Origin of the sequence: Streptomyces sp. NPDC060205, from assembly GCF_042728395.1 — a bacterium.
GTDB lineage: Bacteria > Actinomycetota > Actinomycetes > Streptomycetales > Streptomycetaceae > Streptomyces.
In genome coordinates this window covers 1-21023 of the sequence record NZ_JBHWZP010000162.1, presented here as the reverse complement: position 1 = coordinate 21023, position 21023 = coordinate 1, and the positions used below count along the sequence as shown (strand labels likewise).

Sequence of the window (21023 nt, the reverse complement as noted above, 5' to 3'; positions counted from 1 at the left end):
CCCCTAGGTACCTAGGGGCGCGGGGAACTGCGCAAAGGGGGGAGAGGGGGCGCAGCCCCCATGCGGTGACGGGGAGGGTAGGGGCGGCGGGGGCGAGGAAAGGTGGCGGTGTCCACAGGGGCGGGCGGGGAGGACCCCGGCGTCGTACCCTGGACACCCCCGGCCCGTCAGACGTGTCGGGCGGCTCGCGTTGCCCACCCCACCCACAACCACCCCCCTCAGCTCCTCGGATCCTCGGACGGAAACCCTTCATGAGCCTGCACGGTCTGCTCGACGCCGTCGTCAAGGACGCCGCACTCACCGAAGCGGTGAAGGCCGCCGGCGACGGCAACCGCATGCACGTGGACCTGGTCGGCCCACCCGCCGCCAGGCCCTTCGCGGTGGCGGCCCTGGCCAGGGAGGCCGGCCGCACGGTCCTGGCGGTCACCGCCACCGGCCGCGAGGCCGAGGACCTGGCGGCGGCCCTGCGCTCGCTGCTGCCGCCCGACAGCGTCGTGGAGTACCCGTCCTGGGAGACGCTGCCCCACGAGCGCCTGTCCCCGCGCAGCGACACGGTCGGCCGCAGGATCGCCGTCCTGCGCAGGCTCGCGCACCCGCGCCCCGACGACCCGGAGACGGGCCCGGTCTCCGTGGTGGTCGCTCCCGTGCGCTCGGTCCTCCAGCCCCAGGTCAAGGGCCTGGGCGACCTGGAGCCGGTCGCCCTGCGGACCGGCCAGAGCGCCGACCTCGGCGACATCGTGAAGGGCCTGGCGGCAGCGGCGTACGCCCGGGTGGAGCTGGTGGAGAAGCGCGGCGAGTTCGCCGTGCGCGGCGGGATCCTGGACGTCTTCCCGCCCACCGAGGAGCATCCGCTGCGCGTGGAGTTCTGGGGCGACGACGTCGAGGAGATCCGTTACTTCAAGGTCGCCGACCAGCGGTCCCTTGAGGTCGCCGAGCACGGACTGTGGGCGCCGCCCTGCCGTGAACTGCTGCTCACGGACGACGTACGGGCCAAGGCGGCGGCGCTGGCGGAGGCCCACCCCGAGCTGGGCGAACTGCTCGGCAAGATCGCCGAGGGCATCGCGGTCGAGGGCATGGAATCCCTCGCTCCGGTCCTCGTCGACGACATGGAGCTGCTGATCGACGTCCTGCCCAAGGGCTCCATGGCCCTCGTGTGCGACCCGGAGCGGGTGCGCACGCGCGCCGCCGACCTGGTGGCGACCTCGCAGGAGTTCCTCCAGGCGTCCTGGGCGGCGACCGCGGGCGGCGGCGAGGCGCCCATCGACGTCGACGCGGCGTCCCTGTGGTCCATCGCGGACGTCCGGGAGCGGGCCCGCGAGCTGGACATGATGTGGTGGTCGGTGTCGCAGTTCGCGGCGGACGAAACGGACGTGACGGGTGACGCGGACACGCTGAAGCTCGGGATGCACGCGCCCGAGACCTACCGGGGCGACACCGCGAAGGCCCTCGCCGACACCAAGGGCTGGCTCGCGGACGGCTGGCGCACGGTGTTCGTCACCGAGGCGCACGGCCCGGCGGCCCGTACGGTCGAGGTGCTCGGCGGGGAGGGCATCGCGGCCCGCCTGGAGTCGGACCTCGGCGCGCTGGTCCCCTCGGTCGTGCAGGTGTCCTGCGGCTCGATCGACTACGGGTTCGTCGACCCGGCGCTCAGACTCGCCGTGCTCACCGAGACCGACCTCACCGGGCAGAAGGCCGCAGGCAAGGACGGCGCCCGGATGCCGGCCCGCCGCAGGAAGAGCATCGACCCGCTGACGCTGGAGACGGGCGACTACATCGTCCACGAGCAGCACGGCGTCGGCCGCTACATCGAGATGGTGCAGCGGACCGTGCAGAGCGCGACCCGCGAGTACCTGGTCGTCGAGTACGCGCCCGCCAAGCGCGGCCAGCCCGGCGACCGCCTCTACATCCCCACCGACCAGCTGGAACAGATCACCAAGTACGTGGGCGGCGAGGCCCCGACCATGCACCGCCTCGGCGGCGCCGACTGGACGAAGACCAAGGCGCGCGCCAAGAAGGCCGTCAAGGAGATCGCGGCGGACCTGATCCGGCTGTACTCGGCCCGGATGGCGGCCCCCGGGCACGCCTTCGGCGCGGACACGCCGTGGCAGCGCGAGCTGGAGGACGCGTTCCCGTACACCGAGACGCCCGACCAGCTCACCACCATCGCCGAGGTCAAGGACGACATGGAGAAGACGGTCCCGATGGACCGGCTGATCTGCGGCGACGTCGGTTACGGCAAGACGGAGATCGCGGTCCGCGCGGCCTTCAAGGCGGTCCAGGACGGCAAGCAGGTCGCCGTCCTGGTGCCCACCACCCTGCTGGTGCAGCAGCACTTCGGGACGTTCAGCGAGCGCTACTCGCAGTTCCCCGTCAACGTACGGGCCCTGTCGCGCTTCCAGTCCGACACCGAGGCGAAGGCGACCCTGGAGGGGCTGCGGGAGGGCTCGGTGGACGTGGTCATCGGCACCCACCGGCTGTTCTCCTCGGAGACCAAGTTCAAGGACCTGGGTCTGGTCGTCGTCGACGAGGAGCAGCGGTTCGGCGTCGAGCACAAGGAGCAGCTGAAGAAGCTGCGCGCGAACGTGGACGTGCTGACCATGTCCGCCACCCCGATCCCGCGCACCCTGGAGATGGCGGTGACGGGCATCCGCGAGATGTCGACGATCACCACCCCGCCGGAGGAGCGGCACCCGGTCCTGACCTTCGTCGGCCCCTACGAGCAGAAGCAGATCGGCGCCGCCGTCCGCAGGGAGCTGCTGCGGGAGGGCCAGGTCTTCTACATCCACAACCGCGTCGAGTCGATCGACCGGGCCGCGGCCCGGCTGCGCGAGATCGTGCCGGAGGCGCGGATCGCCACCGCCCACGGCCAGATGACCGAACAGGCCCTGGAGCAGGTCGTCGTCGACTTCTGGGAGAAGAAGTTCGACGTCCTCGTCTCCACGACCATCGTCGAGTCGGGCATCGACATCTCGAACGCGAACACGCTGATCGTGGAGCGCGGCGACAACTTCGGCCTCTCGCAACTGCACCAGCTGCGCGGCCGGGTGGGGCGAGGCCGCGAGCGCGGTTACGCCTACTTCCTCTACCCCCCGGAGAAGCCGCTCACGGAGACGGCCCACGAACGCCTCGCGACCATCGCCCAGCACACGGAGATGGGCGCGGGCATGTACGTGGCCATGAAGGACCTGGAGATCCGCGGCGCCGGAAACCTGCTGGGTGGCGAGCAGTCGGGCCACATCGCCGGAGTCGGCTTCGACCTGTACGTACGCATGGTGGGCGAGGCGGTCGCCGACTACCGCGCCTCCATGGACGGCGGGGTCGTGGAGGAGGCGCCGCTGGAGGTCAAGATCGAGCTGCCGGTCGACGCGCACGTCCCGCACGACTACGCGCCGGGCGAGCGCCTGCGCCTGCAGGCCTACCGCGCGATCGCCTCGGTCAACTCCGAGGACGACATCAAGGCCGTACGCGAGGAGTTGGTCGACCGGTACGGGAAGCTGCCCGAGCCGGTGGAGAACCTGCTCCTGGTGGCCGGACTGCGGATGCTCGCGCGCGCGTGCGGGGTCGGCGAGGTCGTCCTGCAGGGCAACAACATCCGCTTCGCCCCGGTGGAGTTGAGGGAGTCGCAGGAGCTGCGCCTCCAGCGCCTGTACCCGGGAACGGTCGTCAAGCCGTCCGCCCACCAGGTCCTGGTCCCCCGCCCGAAGACGGCGAAGGTCGGCGGCAAGCCGCTGGTCGGACGGGAGTTGCTGGGGTGGACGGGGGAGTTCCTGGCTTCGATCCTGGGGTCTTGAGGGGGGTCGCGCAGGGCTGTTCCGATCCGCGGTGCCCGGATCGGGGCTGCCGTCGGGGACGACGCCCGGACCGGAGAGGTGTGCGGGGCGCGATCCGGGACAGCCGGTCCAGTGGGGCGAGGGTGCCTCGGCGCGGGCTGAGGGGGTCTCACCACCCCTGCCGCGCCGGTCGTGCGCCACTTGCTCACCAAAGTCACCATACGTACCTTTCGCGCCGTTCTCTCCCAACCTCCGGGCCAGTACGGTGAGATGACGGAAGACCGCCCCCTCGGGGCGGGCAGGGCAAGCAAGAAGAAGGAGCGCCCGTGACGTTCTGGACCAGGACCGCAGGCGTCGCGGCCCTGCTGCTCGCCGCGACCGGCTGCACTGCGGAGACGACCGGCGCCGCCGGACCTCAGGAGCCGGCCGGTGCGGGCGGAGCCGCCCTCACCGCGGTCGACTCACTGACCGTCAAGGGGCGGGCACCCAAGACGGGTTACGACCGGGACAAGTTCGGCACCGCCTGGGCGGACACCGACTCGAACGGCTGCGACACCCGCGACGACATCCTCAAACGGGACCTGAAGGAGGTGAAGTTCAGCGACGGCGACTGCAGCGTGGCCTCGGGGACGCTCGACCCCGACCCGTACACCGACAAGGACGTCACCTTCATACGCGGCGGGCGCAGCGAGGTCGACATAGACCATCTCGTCGCCCTGTCGGACGCCTGGCAGAAGGGCGCCGGGAAATGGGACGCGAGCAAGCGGATCGCACTGGCCAACGACCCGCTGAACCTCCTCGCCGTCGACGCCGGACGCAACCGCAGCAAGGGCGACGGGGACACCGCGACCTGGCTGCCGCCGCACAAGGCGTACCGCTGCACGTACGTGGCCCGGCAGGTGGCAGTGAAGAAGAAGTACGAACTGTGGGTCACCGGTGCGGAGAAGGCCGCGATGAAGAAGGTGCTGTCCGCGTGCCCGGGGCAGAAGCTCCCCACGGGTGGTACGTCGACGCAGGCGCCGAGCCGGTTCCACGCCGACTGACGCAAGGCGGGGGCAGGGGAGCCGCGCGGGCTTCTTGCGGGGGTCTGCGCGGGGCTCCGGGCGGGGCGGTCCCGTGCCGGAAAAGCGGTTTCACCGGGGCCGGTGCGCTGCCTACCGTGTCCGGCATGGTGCTGACAATCGCGAGCCTCGCCGAACGTCCGGAGAAGTACGACGCGGTGACGGGGATGGCCGACACCTGGCCGGAGTTCATCCGCAACGACCTCGTGGGCAACGCGCACTACGGCCGGATCGCCGGGGAACTGCCGGAGTACGTGCTGTTCGCCGAGGACGAGAGCGGCGAGGTGGTCGCTCACGCCTACAGCGTGCCGCTCGCCCTCGGGGACGAAGGGCCGGACGTGTTGCCGGCCCGGGGCTGGGACGAGGTGCTGGTGTGGGCGTTCGGCGACCTGCGCCGGGGCGTCGCACCCGACACTGTGAGCGCCATCTCGATCGTCGTCGCCCCGCACGCCCAGGGCACCGGCCTGTCGGCGCGGATGCTCTCCGCGATGCGCGACAACGCCCGGGCCAAGGGCTTCGGCGAGGTCGTCGCGCCGGTGCGGCCGAGCGCGAAGCACCGGGAACCGTGGGCGCCGATGGAGGAGTACGCGTTCCGGACGCGTGAGGACGGGCTGCCCCACGACCCGTGGCTGCGGGTCCACGTCCGGGCGGGCGGGCGCATCGAGGCGGTGGCACCGGCGTCGATGACCGTCGCCGCGTCGCTGGACGAGTGGCGGGCGTGGACCGGGCTGCCGTTCGACAAGGAGGGCCGCATCGAGGTGCCCGGCGCGCTGGTGCCGGTGCACTGCGAGCCGGCCCTCGGATACGGGGTGTACGTCGAGCCCAACGTATGGGTGCGGCACGCCCTTTGAGGCGCGCCCCCCCGTGGGCGCGCCTCGCCGGGGTCCCGCGACGGCCGTCAGCCGCCCAGTGCGTCCAGGTCGAGGATCTTGCCCTTGGGCGTCTCGGCGGGGACCGGCGTCTCGAAGTCGCTGAAGACGACCGTGCCCGGGTCCTTGGCGGACTTGTTGACGACCTTCAGCAGGTAGGGCTTGCCCTCGGTGGCGACGGACAGCGTGGAGGTGTCCTTGCCGTCCTTCTCGTGCAGGACGATCGCCGGGGTGCCGTCGACCGTGGTCGTCCTGCCGCGGGTGGCGTCGGAGCTGACGTCCTCGAAGTCCGCGAGGACGGTGTCGAGGTCGCAGAAGCCGGCGATGTCCTTGGCGTCCGCGCCCTTCGCGGACATCTTGGTCCACTTGCCGGCCAGCATGGCCACCACCTGGTCGGTCTCCTCCTTCGGCGCGTCCTCGTCCTGGGCGCGGAGGAACTTCTCGTCGTACTTCATGTAGAGGGTGTCGCCGGTCTTCATGAGCTGGGCCTCGCCCTGGCCGTCGGCGCTCATCGTGCCGGCGCACCGGCCCTTCTTGTCGAGGGCCATGTCGAGGTCGATACGGCTGCCGTCGTCGTCGACGATGTCGCCCTTCATGCGCAGCGACGAGGCGTTCGAGGTGGCCTTGACGGCCCGGTCGGCGATCTCGCCGCCGGTCAGCCCGGCGAACGGGCCCTTCGGCTTGCTGTCGGCCTTGTCCTCGCCGGGCAGACAGCCGGTGAGCGAGGCGGTGGCCGCGGCGGCGAGACAGAGGGCGGCAAGTGCGGTGCGACGCATGACGGTTCCTTCGAGGTCGAGGTCGAGATGGAGCGGTGGTGGCGGTGGGGCGGGGGTGGAGCAGGGGAGGGGGCGTCAGCCCGTCTTCTTCCGGTCCTTGCAGCCCGAGGTCTTCGACGACCGCGCTTCACGCGGCGGCCGTTCATCCGATGGGTCAATCACAGCAGAGCTTGTGAACCGAGTCAACACGGTTCACGAAGACAGTTGTGTACACGGCCGTGAATGGGTAGGCCTTGCCCGCGTCGCTATGATCGGCGCCACACACCAGACGGACGTCACACCTGACGAGGGGAGCCGAGCGGTGCAGGAGAACGGGACAGAGGTAACCGCGGCCGGGATCGCCCGGCTCGCCGGAGTCGGCCGCGCCGCCGTCAGCAACTGGCGCCGCCGGCACGCCGACTTCCCCAAGCCCGTCGGCGGCACCGAGACCAGCCCCTCCTTCGCGCTCACCGAGATCGAGGACTGGCTGCGCGCCCAGGGCAAGCTGGCCGAGGTCCCCCTGCGCGAACGCGTCTGGCAGCAGGTCGCCGGACACCCCGAGGGCCCGGTCACCGCGCTCATCCACGTCGGCTGCGCCCTGCTGCTCCTGCACGACCGGCCCACGGTCTGGCTGGAGGTGAGCGCCGGCTCCGACGCCCGCCTCGCCGAACTGCTGCCCGCGCCCCTCGACCAGGTCCTCACCCCGCGCTTCGGCGCGATCCGCGCACGGGCCGTCGCCACACCGACCGCCGACCGGCTGCGGCCGTCCGCACCCCTGCTGCGCGCGGCAGCCGATCTCGCCGCCGAACTGGACGCGCGCAAGGCCTACGAGTTCCTGCTCGGCAGGCACCTCGACGCGAACCCCCGCCAGTACACGCTCACACCGCCCGGCCTCGCCGCCCTGATGGCCGACCTCGCCGGACCGGCCACCACCGTCCTCGACCCGGCCTGCGGCACCGGCGCCCTGCTGCGCGCGGTGGCGACCGCCCAGGGCACGTCCGCCACCGAGGAGCAGCACCTCGACGGCCAGGACAGCGCCCCCGAGCTGGCGGCCCTGACGGCCCTGCGCCTCGCCCTGCACACCCGTGCCGTCGTACGCACCGCCGCGGCCGACACCCTGCGCGAGGACGCGTTCGGCAGCCTCCGCGCCGACGCCGTCGTCTGCCACCCGCCGTTCAACGAGCGCAACTGGGGGCACGACGAGCTGGCCTACGACCCCCGCTGGGAGTACGGCTTCCCGGCCCGTACCGAATCGGAACTGGCCTGGGTGCAGCACGCGTTGGCCCGCCTCAGGGAAGGCGGCGTCGCGGTCCTGCTGATGCCGCCCGCCGCCGCGTCCCGCCGCTCCGGCCGCCGTATCCGCGCCGACCTGCTGCGCCGAGGCGCCCTGCGCGCCGTGATCGCCCTGCCGCCGGGCGCGGCGCCCCCGTACAACCTCCCCCTGCACCTGTGGGTGCTGCGCAGGCCCGCCCTCGGCGCGCCGGCCGCGCAGCCCGAGGTGCTGCTCGCCGACACGGGCGTGCACACCGCGGACAGCCGCGGCGGCCTCGACTGGCAGGCCGTGCGCACCGCCGTCCTCGACGCCTGGCGTCCCTTCGACCGGGCCGGCACCGTGCCGGAGCAGCCGGGCCTCAGCCGCTGCGTGCCGGTCATCGAACTCCTCGACGACGACGTCGACCTGGCCCCGGCCCGCCATCTGCCGCCCTCCGCCGCCGGCGGTGGCGCCGAGCGGCTGGCCGACGTGCGCGACAGCCTGGGCGAGACCCTCCGGCTGACCGACCGCCTCACCCCGCCCCCCGCCGCTCCGCGCCCGCCCGTCCGCTGGCCCCTGACCACGATCGGCGAACTCGCCCGCGGGGGCGCGCTCCGGCTGCGTACCGGAGGCAGCGGCGGGCACGCGCGCGTGCCCGTGCTCACCGACCACGACGTCCTGGCCGGCGCGGCGCCGTCCGGGACGCTGCCCGAGAGCGACGAGGAGGCCGTGCTCACCGAGGCGGGGGACGTGGTCGTGCCCGTGCTCGGCGGCGGCTCCATCGCGCGGGTGGTCGACGAGGCGACCGCGGGCGCGGCCCTCGGCCGCAACCTCGCACTGCTGCGGCCCGATCCGGCCGCGCTCGACCCGTGGTTCCTCGCCGGTTTCCTGCGGGGCACCGCCAACAACCGCCAGGCCAGCAGCTACGCGTCCACCGCGACCCGGCTCGACGTACGCCGCCTCCAACTGCCCCGGCTCCCGCTGGAACAGCAGCGCGTCTACGGCGAACGGTTCCGCGCGCTCGCCGAGTTCGAGGAGGCGCTGCGGCTCGCGGGCCGCCTCGGGGAGCAGCTGGTCCGCGGCATGTACGACGGCCTGACGGACGGCACGGTCGAGCCCGGCTGAGGCCCGTGGGACGGACGCGGTGACCAGCACGACAACGGTTCGGTACAACCCTGGACCAGTTGTCCTTGTCGGCCTATACGCTCGGACTCCGCACGTGCACGTCCCTACTTCCGTCCGTCCCCATCAGGCCTCCAGGAGCAACCATGCAAGGCCATGGCCAGGCGCAGCCGGTCCAGCCGCCACCCTCGACCGGGGTGCTGGTCTCCCTGCGCGTGCTGTTCGTGGTGGTCTCCGTCTGCAGCTTCGGCCTTCTCGGCTGGGTCATGATGCTGCGTCTGGCGCTCGTGACCCGTAAATCGCTCGACTGGGGCCTGTTGGTGGCCACGTTCGCGGCCGAGGTCCTCGGGTTCGTCCTGATCGGCACCGAGCCCGGCGAGGAGATCCACACCCCGGGAGCCTGGACGGGTCTGGCGCTGCTCCTGGGCTCCCTCGTCGCCGCAATCTCGTACTACCTCGCGGCGGAGATCCGCCACTTCCACGCACTGGGCTACGCGTACCAGGCGTACGCCGCGCACCGGCTCCCGGCGCACACGTACGGCTACCCACAGCCCCAGCCGCCGTACACCGCCGCGACCGGTCCGCACACGCCGGTGCCGCAGGCGGCCCCGATACCCGGGCTCCCGAACTCCACGCCGACCCCGGCCCCGCCGCCGCAGCGTCCCGCGCCCGCCCGTATCGACCAGGTGCGCGCCGAGCTCGACGAGCTGAGTGACTACCTCCGCAAGCACGAGGACGGCAGGTGAGCGTGGCGTCGGGACGGGTGATCACCGGCCGGTACGAACTGTCCACGCTCATCGGACAGGGCGGCATGGGCCAGGTGTGGACGGCCTACGACCAGCGTCTGGACCGGCGCGTCGCCGTCAAGCTGCTGCGGCCCGACAAGGTCGCGGGCCAGGAGGCCGACGAGCTGCGCCGCCGCTTCGTGCGCGAGTGCCGTGTCACCGCGCAGGTCGACCACCCCGGCCTGGTCACGGTCCACGACGCGGGCAGCGAGGGCGAGGAGCTGTTCCTCGTCATGCAGTACGTCGACGGGGCCGACCTCTCCGACCACCTCGCCGAGCACGACCCCTACCCCTGGCAGTGGGCCGTCTCGGTCGCCGCGCAACTGTGCGCCGTGCTCTCCGCCGTGCACGCCGTGCCGATCGTCCACCGCGACCTCAAGCCGCGGAACGTGATGATCAAGCAGGACGGTACGGTCACCGTGCTCGACCTCGGCGTCGCGTCCGTGATGGACACCGACACCACCCGCCTCACGCACACCGGCTCGCCCATCGGTTCGCCCGCCTACATGGCCCCCGAGCAGGCGATGGGCGGCGCGGTCGGCCCGTACACCGATTTGTACGCGCTCGGGGTGCTGCTGCACGAACTCCTCAGCGGGGACGTGCCGTTCTCCGGTTCCACCGCCCTCGGCGTGCTGCACCGCCACCTCTACGAGCCGCCCCTGCCGGTCCGCCGGCTGCGCCCCGAGGTGCCCGAGGCGCTCGAAGCCCTCGTCCTGCGGCTGCTCTCCAAGGACCCGCAGCACCGCCCCGACTCCGCCCAGGAGACGTACGAGCAACTGCTGCCGCTGCTCCCCGCGCGCGGCATCCCGTCCGGCGGGCCGCTCGACCCCACACGCCCCTTTCTGCGCCCGCACGCCCCCTGGCCCGACCGCGCCCGCACCCCCGCCGCGCAGCCGCAGGCCGCGCCCGCCGTCGAGAAACCCGATGTCGCCGGAGCCGTCGACGAGGTCAAGCGCCTCCTCGGCGAGGGCCGCATCACCCAGGCGGTCGACATCCTCGGCCAGATCCTCCCGGCCGCCGCCGCCCAGCACGGCGAGCACTCACCGGTCGTACGCACCCTGCGCAAGCAGTACGCGGCCACGCTGATGGACGACGGCCAGTACCGCCGCGCCCTGCCCGAACTGCGCCGCCTCGCCGACGAACGGGCCACCGAGGCGGGCCGGGCCGACCCGCAGTCCCTGCGCTTCCGCTACGAGGCCGCACAGTGCCTCGAACAGCTCGGCGAACCGGCGGCGGCCCTCGCCGAGTACCGCGCACTGCTGCCCTACTACGAGAACCAGTACGTCGCCCAGGACGCCGAACTGTCCTTCGAGGTGCGCCGCCGCATCGGCCATCTGCTCCTCGCGCTCGGCGACCGGGCCGCCGCACACGACACGCTGGCCCGGCTCCGGTACGACGTCGAACGGCTGCGGGGCCCCGGCCATCCGCTCGTCGGCGACATCGGCCGGACCCTGCAGTGGCTGGGACAGGTCCGCGGCTGAACCGCGCGCGTGGGACGGTGCCCGAAGTCCTGGCGAATCGTTGGGTCGAATGGGTGGCCGAGAGCCGGTCCCCTGCCTACCATCGATCACCGCAAGACTTTGTGCACCGTCGCACAATCTCCTACAGGAGGTTCTCCTTGCACCGCCGCCGTCGCACCGCGTTCCTGCTCACCGCCGCGCTCGCCGCCGCGGCCCCCCTCCTGACCGCCTGCGGCAGCGACGCGCACCCCGGTGCCGCGGCCGTCGTCGGCGACGACCGCATCACGGTCTCCCAGCTGGAGAACCGGGTGAACGAGGTACGGTCCGCGCAGCGGGCCGCCACCACGGGCGAGGCGCAGTACGAGCAGGCCATCTCCAAGTCCGGCGGCCTCACCCGCGACACCCTGCACGGCATGGTCCTCGACCGGGTGCTGCACCGGGCCGCCGACGACGCGGGCGTGAGCGTCACCCGCAAGGAGATCCAGCAGGCCCGCACCGGACTGGAACAGCAGGCCGGCGGCGCGAAGGCCCTGGAAGTGAGCTGGCTCCAGCAGTACGGGGTGCCGCCCGAGCGGCTCGACGACAACCTCCGCGTCCAGATCGAGGCCCAGAAGCTCGCCGCCGCGCTCGGCACGGACACCAGCCAGCCGGCCTTCTGGAAGGCGCTGTCCGACGCCTCCAAGAAGCTGGACGTCGACCTGAACCCCCGGTACGGCAGCTGGGACGTCGAGAAGAGCAGCCGCGTCGACGCCAAGCTCCCATGGGTGCGCGACATCACGGCGGCGGCGAGCCAGAAGACCGCGTAGCCGTCCCGGATCCGCCCCGTCCACAGGGCGTGACCTCGATGTCGGTGGCGTGGGTTACGTTCGAGGGGTGAACGCATCCAGCCCCGGGCGCATCGTCCTGCTCACCACCAGCCACCGTGTCGCGCCCGGACTCCTGTCCTGGCCCGCCTGGCAGGCGCTGCACGGCGCCGACCGCGTCCTGTGCGCGGACGGCGCCCACCCGCAGCTGCCGTATCTGCGCGAGGCGGGCATCGAGGTCGAGGAGACCGCCCCCGGCGCCCAGGAGCTGGTCGACGCGTGCGCCGGCGGGCGCACGGTCACCGTCGTCGCCACCGGCGAGGGCGAACCGCGCCTGACCGACGGCCTGGCCCGGCTGGCCGGCTCGGGACGCGTCCGGATGCCCGACCTCGAACTGCTCCCCGCCTCGTACGACCTCCCGGGCGCCCGTCTCCTCGACCTCGTCCAGGTGATGGACCGCATCCGCCGCGAATGCCCCTGGTCGTCGCAGCAGACCCACAAGGGCCTCGCCAAGTACGGCATCGAGGAGGCGTACGAACTCGTCGAGGCGATCGAGGAGGGCGACCGGCACGAGCTGCGCGAGGAGCTCGGCGACGTCCTGCTCCAGGTCGTCTTCCACTCCCGGATCGCCGAGGAGGGCAGCGCGGAGGACGGGTCGGAGCCCTTCTCCATCGACGACGTCGCGGCCGGCATCGTCACCAAGCTGATCCACCGCCACCCGCATGTGTTCGGCGACGAGACCGCCTCCACACCCGAGGAGGTCAAGGAGCACTGGCTGCGCACCAAGGCCGAGGAGAAGCAGCGGACATCGGTCACGGAGGGCGTCCCGCTGGGCCAGCCCGCCCTGGCCCTGGCCGCGAAACTGGTCTCCCGCGCACGCACGGCGGGCCTGGACACCCCCCTGCCCCAGGGCGAGGGCATCGGCTACGAACTCCTGGCCCTGGCAGCCCGGGCAGAGGAATCCGGCGTGGACCCGGAAGCATCCCTGAGAGCAGCGTCCCGCACCTACCGGGACGCCATACGGGCAACGGAGTCCTGACCCCCGCACCCGACGTGCAGGGCCGGGGCGCAGCCCCGCCTTCCCAGGGGCGCGGGGAACGGCGCGACCAGCCCCCACCGGACCCGCGGACGACACACCACCACCCCCAGCGGAGCGTCACCGCGGCTGAGGCCGCCGCAGCAGCCACGCTCCGGGCCCAAGGGCCCGACACCCGTCCCGGTCCCGTTCCGGCCCGGTGGTCGGGAGTTCGTCACAGAAGACCCGCCCCGGCTCCGCGCCCAGCCGGGGCAGCACGGAGGAGACCCCCGCGACCAGCCCCGGCGGCCCCGCCAGATACACATCGTGCCGAGCCCAGTTCGCCCGGTTCCCCAGCGCCGTCAGCAACCGCTCCGTGGCCTGCGCCCTCGGCCGCCCCGGCGCGGGCGTGAGCACGGTGACGTCCAGCCAGGGCACCCGCGTGCGCAGGGCGTCGAGCACGGCCCGGTCGTAGAGGTGCGCGACATCGCGGGCGACGACGAAGAGCCGCGCCTCGTCGTACCCACCGGGCGCCCGCCCCACCTGCTCCAGCAGCGCCTTCACCGGCGCCCACCCGGTACCGGCCGCGATGAAGGTGAGGGGCCGCTCCACGGGCGTACGGAGGGTCAGCCGGCCGCCCGGCGCGCCGAGCCGCAGGACGTCGCCCTCCCGGGTGCGCCGGACCAGTTCGGGCGACAGCGCACCGCCCGGGACGAGGCTGACATGCAGATCGAGCGTGCCGTCGCAGCGGGGCGCGTTGCCGACGGAGTACGGGCGCCAGGCCCCCGGCACCCGCGGACTGCCCACGCTCACGTACTGGCCCGGCAGATGGCGCAGGGGCCGGTCCGGACGGAGCGTCAGCACGGCGAGGTCGTCCCCGCGCCCGGCGCTCCCGGGCAGCGCGGTGCGGCCGACGACCTCGGCGTCCCACCAGGACGGCTGCCCCTGGCTCTCGGACTCGCCCGCGCCCTCCAGCATGGCGTCCGTGACCAGCGCGTACGCCTCGCCCCAGGCCTTCTCCACCTCCGCGCTCCACGCGGACCCGGACACCGCGGCGAACGCGGCGATCAGGCTGTCCCCCACGGCCGTGTAGTGCTCGGGGCGCGCCAGATACTTCCGGTGGTCCCGCCCCAGCTCCCGCAGGTACGTGTGCAGTTCCGGCCCCTCCAGGCGGGCGACGACGAGCGCCAGGGCGGTGAACAGCCGGTCCCGCTGGCGTTCCTTGTCCTCGGGGGAGTCCAGCGGGAACAGGGCGCGGACGTCGGGGTGGTGCCAGAACAGGTGCGAGTAGAAGTACTTGAGCGCGAACTCGGCCCGTCTTTCGACGACCGCGAAACTGGTCCGGAGCATCTCGGGGTCCACGCCCGCGAATGTAGATAGCCGGAGAGTCGGCCAGTCAAGGGGGAGGACATTCAGGGACAGCCCGTCATCAAGTGCGTAAGGCGGTCATGGTCCGGGCCGGCGCGGGAGGGCGAGCGCGGGCCGCCGGGACACCGGGCGGGCCCCGGCCGTCCCCCCCGATACCGTCGAGGAGTGACCGAAACGCCTGCACAGCCGCCCGCGCCGACCACGGGGCAGCCCGTCCCCGAACTCTTCAGCTGGGAGTTCGCCACCGACCCCTACCCGGCGTACGCCTGGCTCCGTGAGCACGCCCCCGTGCATCGGACGAAGCTGCCCAGCGGGGTGGAAGCATGGCTCGTCACGCGGTACGCCGATGCCAGGCAGGCCCTCGCCGACGGCCGGCTCAGCAAGAATCCCGCCCATCACGACGAGCCCGCGCACGCCAAGGGCAAGACCGGCATTCCGGGCGAGCGCAAGGCCGAACTGATGACCCACCTGCTCAACATCGACCCGCCGGACCACACCCGGCTGCGGCGGCTCGTCAGCAAGGCGTTCACCCCCCGGCGAGTGGCCGAATTCGGCTCCCGGGTGCAGGAACTGACGGATCAGTTGATCGACGGGTTCGCCGGGAAGGGGGAGGCGGACCTCATCCACGACTTCGCCTTCCCGCTCCCCATCTACGCCATCTGCGACCTCCTGGGCGTCCCGCGCGAGGACCAGGACGACTTCCGCGACTGGGCCGGGATGATGATCCGGCACGGCGGCGGGCCCAGGGGAGGCGTCGCCCGGTCGGTCAAGAAGATGCGCGGCTACCTCGCTGAGCTGATCCACCGCAAGCGCCAGGAGCTCACGGACGTGCCCGCACCGGGCGAGGACCTGATCTCCGGTCTCATCCGGGCCTCCGACCACGGCGAGCACCTCAGCGAGAACGAGGCCGCGGCGATGGCCTTCATCCTTCTGTTCGCCGGTTTCGAGACCACCGTGAACCTCATCGGGAACGGCACCTACGCCCTGCTCACCCACCCCGGGCAGCGGCGGCGGCTCCAGGACTCCCTCGCGGCCGGCCGTACGGACCTGCTGGAGACGGGCGTCGAGGAACTGCTCCGCTACGACGGGCCCGTGGAGCTGGCCACCTGGCGGTTCGCCACCGAACCGCTCAGCGTCGGCGGACAGGACATCGCCGCCGGCGACCCCGTACTCGTCGTGCTCGCGGCGGCCGACCGCGACCCCGACCGCTTCCAGGACCCGGACACGCTGGACCTCTCCCGCCGTGACAACCAACACCTCGGTTACGGCCACGGCATCCACTACTGCCTCGGCGCGCCCCTCGCCCGGCTGGAGGGACAGACCGCGCTGGCCACGCTGCTGACCCGGCTGCCCGACCTGCAACTCGCGGGGGATTCGGCCGATTTGAGGTGGCGCGGCGGGCTCATCATGCGGGGATTGCGCACGCTTCCGGTGGAGTTCACCCCGGTCGCGACATCTTGACGGAAGTGCTGGTGGCCGTAGCACCGGAGGCCACGGAAGGTGAGACTCCGTCAACTCTGTGATCTTCACGTTATCTACGCTGCACCGACTTGTGACAAGAGTTCGAGTGCCGCTACGTTCACCCATCAATGCGGCAGGTCCGCCCGTCGCAGCAGTCACGAGCACGGCTTTTCGCCGTGCCCCGTGCGTATTCCTTGCTGTCACGCGAAAGGCAATCGCATGCTCTCCGGGAACGGCCGTCATCGTCGCCCCCGCCAGGCCCCGGCGCTCCTCGTCGCCGCCGGCGTGGCCGGATCGGCCATCGCGATCCCCCTGCTCGGTGCGAGCGGCGCGAGTGCCGCCAGCGGTACGACCTGGGACGCGGTCGCCGAGTGCGAGAGCGGCGGCTCCTGGAGCGCGGACACGGGCAACGGCCTCTACGGCGGACTCCAGATGAGCCAGGAGACCTGGGAGCAGCACGGCGGCCTCGACTACGCGCAGAGCGCCGACCAGGCCAGCCGCTCGCAGCAGATAGCCGTCGCCGAGAAGATCCTCGCCGCGCAGGGCACGGGCGCCTGGGTGACCTGCGGTCTGGTCGCCGGTCTGACGCAGGACTCCGACTCCGCAGACGTCGACACGGGCCTCGCCGAGGACTCCGCGAGCCCGTCGGCCGACGCGGACGCGGATGCGACAAAGGGGAGCAACGGCGCCAAGTCGGACTCGTCCACGGACAGCGGTTCGAAGTCCGACAACGACTCCGCCTCGGACGCACAGAGAACGGACAGCTCGTCCGCCGACACCAAGGCGAAGGGTGACGACTCGGACAAGTCGTCCCAGAGCGACGACGCTTCGGCCGACGCGGCCGCGGACAGCTCCGGCCGTCACCGGGGCGGCAGCGCCGAGGAGGCCGACATGGCGCCGCGCGCGGACGACTACGCCGGCCGGCACGCCTCGCGCAGCGACAGCACCTCGCGCGTCCTCGCCGACGAGGGCTCGTACGCGGTCCGTTCCGGGGACTCCCTCTCCAGCATCGCCGACTCCCTTGGCATCGACGGCGGATGGGGCGAGCTCTACGCCGCGAACAAGGACAGCATCGGCTCCGACCCGGACTTCATCATCCCCGGTCAGCGCCTCGCGGTCGACGGCTGAGCGATGCCGAGCAAGTAGTGATCAAGGCGCCGAATCGGGCGAAAAGCAGCGGTAGTTCGCGCTGAATGTCCGATTTGGCGAATTGAGACATGGATCTCAACACCCCTGATCGTCTTTGAAATTCGGCGCGGCCCGTGTCTACGGTCGTGACCGCTCGCCATGGGTGAGCCCCGACGGTCGCACGCCGAATCCTGCCAACGGCCGTACGGGAACAGTCGTCGCGTAAAGCGCCGTAGGCAGGAGCGGGGGACCCAGGTAAGTGCCGGACCCGGTCGTCATGGCCGGGCACGGCTTGGGGTTAAGCCGCGTGACAGCAGTGTCACGCGGCCGGGCAACTCACTCGGCCCGAACCCGACAGCTCACCTCGCAGGCGTCGGTGAGGGGATCTACTTCATGCTGCTTTCGAACAAGGGCAAGCACCGTCGCCCGTCCAAGGCTGCCCGCATCGCCACGCTGGCCGGTGTCACCACCGCCGCCGTCGCCGTCCCGCTGATGGGCGCCACGGGAGCCTCCGCCGCCACCGCGTCCGAGTGGGACGCCGTCGCCCAGTGCGAGTCCGGCGGCAACTGGTCGATCAACACCGGCAACGGCTACTACGGCGGACTGCAGTTCTCGTCCTCCACCTGGGCCGCGTACGGCGGCAGCTCCTACGCCTCCACCGCCGACCAGGCGTCCAAGTCCCAGCAGATAGCCGTCGCCGAGAAGGTTCTCGCGAGCCAGGGCAAGGGTGCCTGGCCGAGCTGCGGCGTCGGCCTGTCCGGCGCCTCGACCGGCGGCTCCACCGCCCCGTCGGGCTCCAGCAGCTCCAACCAGAGCACCTCGCAGCCGCAGCAGCAGAACTCGCAGTCCTCCGAGGAGCGCGCCTCGCGTTCGCAGGAGCGTCCGGCGACCAAGAAGACCGTCGAGACTCCGACCGGCAAGAAGGTCAAGAAGGGCGACGGCGAGTACAAGGTCGTCAAGGGCGACACCCTCAGCGAGATCGCCGACAAGAAGAACGTCAAGGGCGGCTGGGCGAAGCTGTACAAGCTCAACGACGACATCGTCGACGACGCCGACTTCATCTTCCCGGGTCAGCAGCTGCACCTCAGCTGACGCGGGCCGCACGCCGGCCGGCCCGCCCCCGGCGGGCCGGCGGTCGCGTCCCCCTTCGGCGGTCCGGACATCACCTCCGGCCGAGGCACTGGCCGCTCGGCCCCGACCGGAGGTCCGGCCCACATCCGAATCGCGACTGAACCACAGCGCCCTCACATCCGTGTCCTTCATAGTGGAGGCCTCGTGAGGGTCACCCCCGTCCCCCACGGGCTCCCCGTTCCGGTGCGTGTTCCCCCGTACGCACCGGGGCGGGGCTTTTTTTGTGCCTGGCTTTCCGCCCGTGTCTTTGTTCCGTTCGGAAACAATTTCCTCTCGGTTCTGTCCAGGAGGCGGTCGAGGGCTGGCCGATCCCCGGCAGCCGGTTAGGCTCATCCCGCGGGGCCACCACGGCCTGCGCGCAACCGGGCCTCCGGCCCGGCACAGCTTGTGTCACATCCCAGAAGGAGATGCTCGTGCCGTCCATCGACGTCGTCGTAGCCCGGGAAATCCTGGACTCCCGAGGCAACCCCACGGTCGAGGTCGAGGTCGGCCTCGACGACGGCAGCACGGGTCGTGCCGCCGTTCCGTCCGGCGCCTCCACCGGTGCCTTCGAAGCAGTCGAGCTCCGCGACGGGGACCCCAACCGCTACCTCGGCAAGGGTGTCGAGAAGGCCGTTCTCGCCGTCATCGAGCAGATCGGCCCGGAGCTCGTCGGCTACGACGCCACCGAGCAGCGCCTCATCGACCAGGCGATGATCGACCTCGACGCCACCGACAACAAGGGCTCGCTCGGCGCGAACGCCATCCTCGGCGTCTCCCTCGCCGTCGCGCACGCCGCCTCCGAGGCCAGCGACCTGCCGCTCTTCCGCTACCTGGGCGGACCGAACGCGCACCTGCTGCCCGTCCCGATGATGAACATCCTCAACGGCGGGTCGCACGCCGACTCGAACGTCGACATCCAGGAGTTCATGATCGCCCCGATCGGCGCGGAGTCCTTCTCCGAGGCCGTGCGCTGGGGCGCCGAGGTCTACCACACCCTCAAGAAGGTCCTGAAGAGCCGCGGCCTGTCCACCGGCCTCGGCGACGAGGGCGGCTTCGCCCCGAACCTCGGCTCCAACCGCGAGGCCCTCGACCTCATCGTCGAAGCCATCAAGGAAGCCGGCTACACCCCCGGCGAGCAGGTCGCCCTCGCGCTGGACGTCGCCGCGTCCGAGTTCTACAAGGACGGCAAGTACGAGTTCGAGGGCAAGTCCCGCTCGGCCGCCGAGATGACCGAGTACTACGAGGAGCTCGTCTCCGCGTACCCGCTGGTCTCCATCGAGGACCCGCTGTACGAGGACGACTGGGCCGGCTGGAACGTCATCACCGAGAAGCTGGGCTCCAAGGTCCAGATCGTCGGCGACGACCTCTTCGTCACCAATCCCGAGCGCCTCGCCCGCGGTATCGAGGAGGGCTCCGCCAACGCCCTGCTGGTCAAGGTCAACCAGATCGGCTCGCTGACCGAGACCCTCGACGCCGTCGAGATGGCCCAGCGCAACGGCTTCAAGTGCATGATGTCCCACCGCTCCGGCGAGACCGAGGACGTCACCATCGCCGACCTCGCCGTCGCCGTGAACTGCGGCCAGATCAAGACCGGCGCCCCGGCCCGCTCGGACCGCGTCGCCAAGTACAACCAGCTGCTGCGCATCGAGGAGATCCTCGACGACGCCGCGGTGTACGCGGGCCGCTCGGCCTTCCCCCGCTTCAAGGGCTGAACGCCCTCGTAGGCAGCGTCGTACGTACGTCCCCGTACCCGGTCCCGTACCGTGTGCGGGGACGTACGTACGTATCGGGGAGGCGGACAGATGGCTGTGAAGGACCGTGACCGGTTCTCCACCGCGACCAGGCTGCGGGCGCTCGGTGAGCAGACCGCCGCCCGCGTCTACCGCTCCCAGACCAAACGCCAGGCCCGCCGCTCGCGGCTGACCGGCCGCGCGGCGCTCCTCGCCCTCGTGCTCTGCTCGCTCGTCGTGGCCCTCGCCTACCCCATAAGGCAGTACGTGTCCCAGCGTGCCGAGGTCGCCGATCTGCAGCGCGAGCGCGAGCAGGCCCGCGAGCGCGTCGAGGAACTGCGCGACCTCAAGGCGCGCTGGCAGGACGACGCGTACGCCGAGCAGCGCATCCGGGAACGGCTGCACTACGTGATGCCGGGCGAGACCGGCTTCATCGTGATCGACCCCGACGCGGCGAAGAAGACGCGTACGGACCGGACGGCCGCCGACCGGGCCTGGTACGCCAACGTCTGGGACGGCGTCGACAAGGCCGACGCCTCCGACCAGTGAACTGAACCAGAAGGACACAGAGCCAAGGCATGGAAACGCCCCCGCCGCCCACTTCGCGCACCGAGCCCACCGACGCCGACGTCGAGGCCTTCAAGCAGCAGCTCGGGCGGCCGCCGCGCGGGCTGCGCGCGATCGCGCACCGCTGCCCGTGCGGACAGCCGGACGTCGTCGAGACGGCTCCCCGGCTGCCCGACGGGACGCCGTTCCCCACGACGTACTACCTGACGTGCCCGCGTGCGGCCTCCGCCATCGGGACGCTGGAGGCGAACGGCGTCATGAAGGAGATGACGGACCGGCTCGCCACGGATCCCGAGCTGGCGAAGGCGTACCGGGCCGCGCACGAGGACTACATCGCGCGGCGCGACTCCATCGAGGTGCTCGAAGGGTTTCCCAGTGCCGGTGGGATGCCGGACCGGGTGAAGTGCCTGCACGTGCTGGTCGCGCACTCGCTGGCCGCGGGGCCGGGGGTGAACCCCCTGGGGGACGAGGCGATCGCGATGCTGCCGGAGTGGTGGCGCAAGGGGGCGTGTGTCGTGCCGACGGAAGGGTGAACCGGGGCTTCGGGATGCGCGGCCCGGTGGGGGCGGACCCAAAGGATCGCGCAGTTCCCCGCGCCCCTGAAAGGGGGGTGCGTCGTCGGCCGTCGGGCCGGTGGGGGCTGGTCGCGCAGTTCCCCGCGCCCCTGAAGGACGGGGCTGCGCCCCGGCCCTGACCTTAAGGGGCGCGGGGAACGGCGCAGGCTTGTTAGGGGCGCGGGGAACTGCGCAAGCGGGGGTTCGGGG

Annotated in this window: 16 protein-coding genes and 1 riboswitch; of the genes, 14 read left to right on the top strand and 2 right to left on the bottom strand. The window is 71.9% G+C overall.

Features of this window, described 5'->3' with window-relative positions:
- Positions 1-251: 251 nt before the first annotated feature.
- From mfd to ACFWGJ_RS25930, 3 genes are all read left to right on the top strand, one after another.
- Positions 252-3791: a transcription-repair coupling factor gene (gene mfd / locus ACFWGJ_RS25940; protein ID WP_387328860.1), complete on the top strand. Its 3540-nt coding sequence runs from the start codon at positions 252-254 to the stop codon at positions 3789-3791.
- A gap of 305 nt (positions 3792-4096) precedes the next feature.
- Positions 4097-4813 (top strand): HNH endonuclease family protein, encoded by a 717-nt coding sequence (locus ACFWGJ_RS25935; RefSeq protein ID WP_387328857.1) that lies wholly within the window; start codon positions 4097-4099, stop codon positions 4811-4813.
- Positions 4814-4938: 125 nt separating this feature from the next.
- Complete coding sequence (locus ACFWGJ_RS25930; RefSeq protein ID WP_387328854.1) at positions 4939-5682, top strand: N-acetyltransferase; 744 nt, start codon at positions 4939-4941, stop codon at positions 5680-5682.
- 47 nt (positions 5683-5729) lie between these two features.
- On the opposite strand, the gene ACFWGJ_RS25925 is transcribed toward ACFWGJ_RS25930, so the two are convergent.
- Positions 5730-6476: a hypothetical protein gene (locus ACFWGJ_RS25925; protein WP_387328852.1), complete on the bottom strand. Its 747-nt coding sequence runs from the start codon at positions 6474-6476 to the stop codon at positions 5730-5732.
- Between the two features lie 301 nt (positions 6477-6777).
- On the opposite strand from ACFWGJ_RS25925, the gene ACFWGJ_RS25920 reads away from it, so the two are divergent.
- The 5 genes from ACFWGJ_RS25920 (at position 6778) to ACFWGJ_RS25900 (ending at position 12916) form a co-directional block, all read left to right on the top strand.
- Complete coding sequence (locus tag ACFWGJ_RS25920) at positions 6778-8832, top strand: N-6 DNA methylase (protein WP_387328849.1); 2055 nt, start codon at positions 6778-6780, stop codon at positions 8830-8832.
- A 143-nt stretch (positions 8833-8975) separates the two neighbouring features.
- Entirely contained in the window at positions 8976-9575 is a 600-nt protein-coding gene (locus ACFWGJ_RS25915) for a hypothetical protein (protein ID WP_387328846.1), read from the top strand.
- Positions 9576-9613: 38 nt separating this feature from the next.
- The gene (locus tag ACFWGJ_RS25910; RefSeq protein ID WP_387328863.1) at positions 9614-11095 is read left to right on the top strand and encodes a protein kinase; all 1482 of its coding nucleotides are present in this window, start codon (positions 9614-9616) and stop codon (positions 11093-11095) included.
- Positions 11096-11232: 137 nt separating this feature from the next.
- Complete coding sequence (locus ACFWGJ_RS25905; RefSeq protein ID WP_387328843.1) at positions 11233-11880, top strand: SurA N-terminal domain-containing protein; 648 nt, start codon at positions 11233-11235, stop codon at positions 11878-11880.
- Positions 11881-11929: 49 nt separating this feature from the next.
- On the top strand, positions 11930-12916 hold the full coding sequence (locus ACFWGJ_RS25900) for a nucleoside triphosphate pyrophosphohydrolase (RefSeq protein ID WP_387328841.1): 987 nt from the start codon (positions 11930-11932) through the stop codon (positions 12914-12916).
- Between the two features lie 117 nt (positions 12917-13033).
- Here ACFWGJ_RS25900 and ACFWGJ_RS25895 read toward each other — a convergent pair whose 3' ends face one another.
- Positions 13034-14254 carry a globin domain-containing protein gene (locus ACFWGJ_RS25895; protein WP_387328839.1) on the bottom strand — a complete coding sequence of 407 codons (1221 nt, stop codon included), beginning with the start codon at positions 14252-14254 and terminating at the stop codon, positions 13034-13036.
- A 171-nt stretch (positions 14255-14425) separates the two neighbouring features.
- Here ACFWGJ_RS25895 and ACFWGJ_RS25890 point away from each other — a divergent pair, with 171 nt between their 5' ends.
- The 6 genes from ACFWGJ_RS25890 (at position 14426) to ACFWGJ_RS25865 (ending at position 20792) form a co-directional block, all read left to right on the top strand.
- Entirely contained in the window at positions 14426-15721 is a 1296-nt protein-coding gene (locus ACFWGJ_RS25890) for a cytochrome P450 (protein WP_387328836.1), read from the top strand.
- Positions 15722-15940: 219 nt separating this feature from the next.
- Complete coding sequence (locus ACFWGJ_RS25885) at positions 15941-16849, top strand: transglycosylase family protein (RefSeq protein ID WP_387328833.1); 909 nt, start codon at positions 15941-15943, stop codon at positions 16847-16849.
- Between the two features lie 218 nt (positions 16850-17067).
- Positions 17068-17237: riboswitch (cyclic di-AMP (ydaO/yuaA leader) on the top strand.
- Positions 17238-17242: 5 nt separating this feature from the next.
- The gene (locus ACFWGJ_RS25880) at positions 17243-17941 is read left to right on the top strand and encodes a transglycosylase family protein (protein WP_387328830.1); all 699 of its coding nucleotides are present in this window, start codon (positions 17243-17245) and stop codon (positions 17939-17941) included.
- Between the two features lie 446 nt (positions 17942-18387).
- On the top strand, positions 18388-19674 hold the full coding sequence (gene eno, locus ACFWGJ_RS25875; RefSeq protein WP_189769778.1) for a phosphopyruvate hydratase: 1287 nt from the start codon (positions 18388-18390) through the stop codon (positions 19672-19674).
- Between the two features lie 90 nt (positions 19675-19764).
- Complete coding sequence (locus ACFWGJ_RS25870; protein WP_210880832.1) at positions 19765-20241, top strand: septum formation initiator family protein; 477 nt, start codon at positions 19765-19767, stop codon at positions 20239-20241.
- Between the two features lie 29 nt (positions 20242-20270).
- A complete protein-coding gene (locus ACFWGJ_RS25865; RefSeq protein WP_387328826.1) occupies positions 20271-20792 on the top strand; it encodes a DUF501 domain-containing protein in 522 nt (173 codons plus the stop codon).
- The last annotated feature ends 231 nt before the right edge of the window (positions 20793-21023 follow it).

What these genes read in the sequence shown, in the direction of transcription:
- mfd (WP_387328860.1), top strand. Translation starts at nt 252, where the DNA reads ATGAGCCTGCACGGTCTGCTCGACGCCGTCGTCAAGGACGCCGCACTC.
- ACFWGJ_RS25930 (WP_387328854.1), top strand. Translation starts at nt 4,939, where the DNA reads ATGGTGCTGACAATCGCGAGCCTCGCCGAACGTCCGGAGAAGTACGAC.
- ACFWGJ_RS25925 (WP_387328852.1), bottom strand. Translation starts at nt 6,476, where the DNA reads ATGCGTCGCACCGCACTTGCCGCCCTCTGTCTCGCCGCCGCGGCCACC.
- ACFWGJ_RS25915 (WP_387328846.1), top strand. Translation starts at nt 8,976, where the DNA reads ATGCAAGGCCATGGCCAGGCGCAGCCGGTCCAGCCGCCACCCTCGACC.
- ACFWGJ_RS25885 (WP_387328833.1), top strand. Translation starts at nt 15,941, where the DNA reads ATGCTCTCCGGGAACGGCCGTCATCGTCGCCCCCGCCAGGCCCCGGCG.
- ACFWGJ_RS25880 (WP_387328830.1), top strand. Translation starts at nt 17,243, where the DNA reads ATGCTGCTTTCGAACAAGGGCAAGCACCGTCGCCCGTCCAAGGCTGCC.
- eno (WP_189769778.1), top strand. Translation starts at nt 18,388, where the DNA reads ATGCTCGTGCCGTCCATCGACGTCGTCGTAGCCCGGGAAATCCTGGAC.
- ACFWGJ_RS25870 (WP_210880832.1), top strand. Translation starts at nt 19,765, where the DNA reads ATGGCTGTGAAGGACCGTGACCGGTTCTCCACCGCGACCAGGCTGCGG.
- ACFWGJ_RS25865 (WP_387328826.1), top strand. Translation starts at nt 20,271, where the DNA reads ATGGAAACGCCCCCGCCGCCCACTTCGCGCACCGAGCCCACCGACGCC.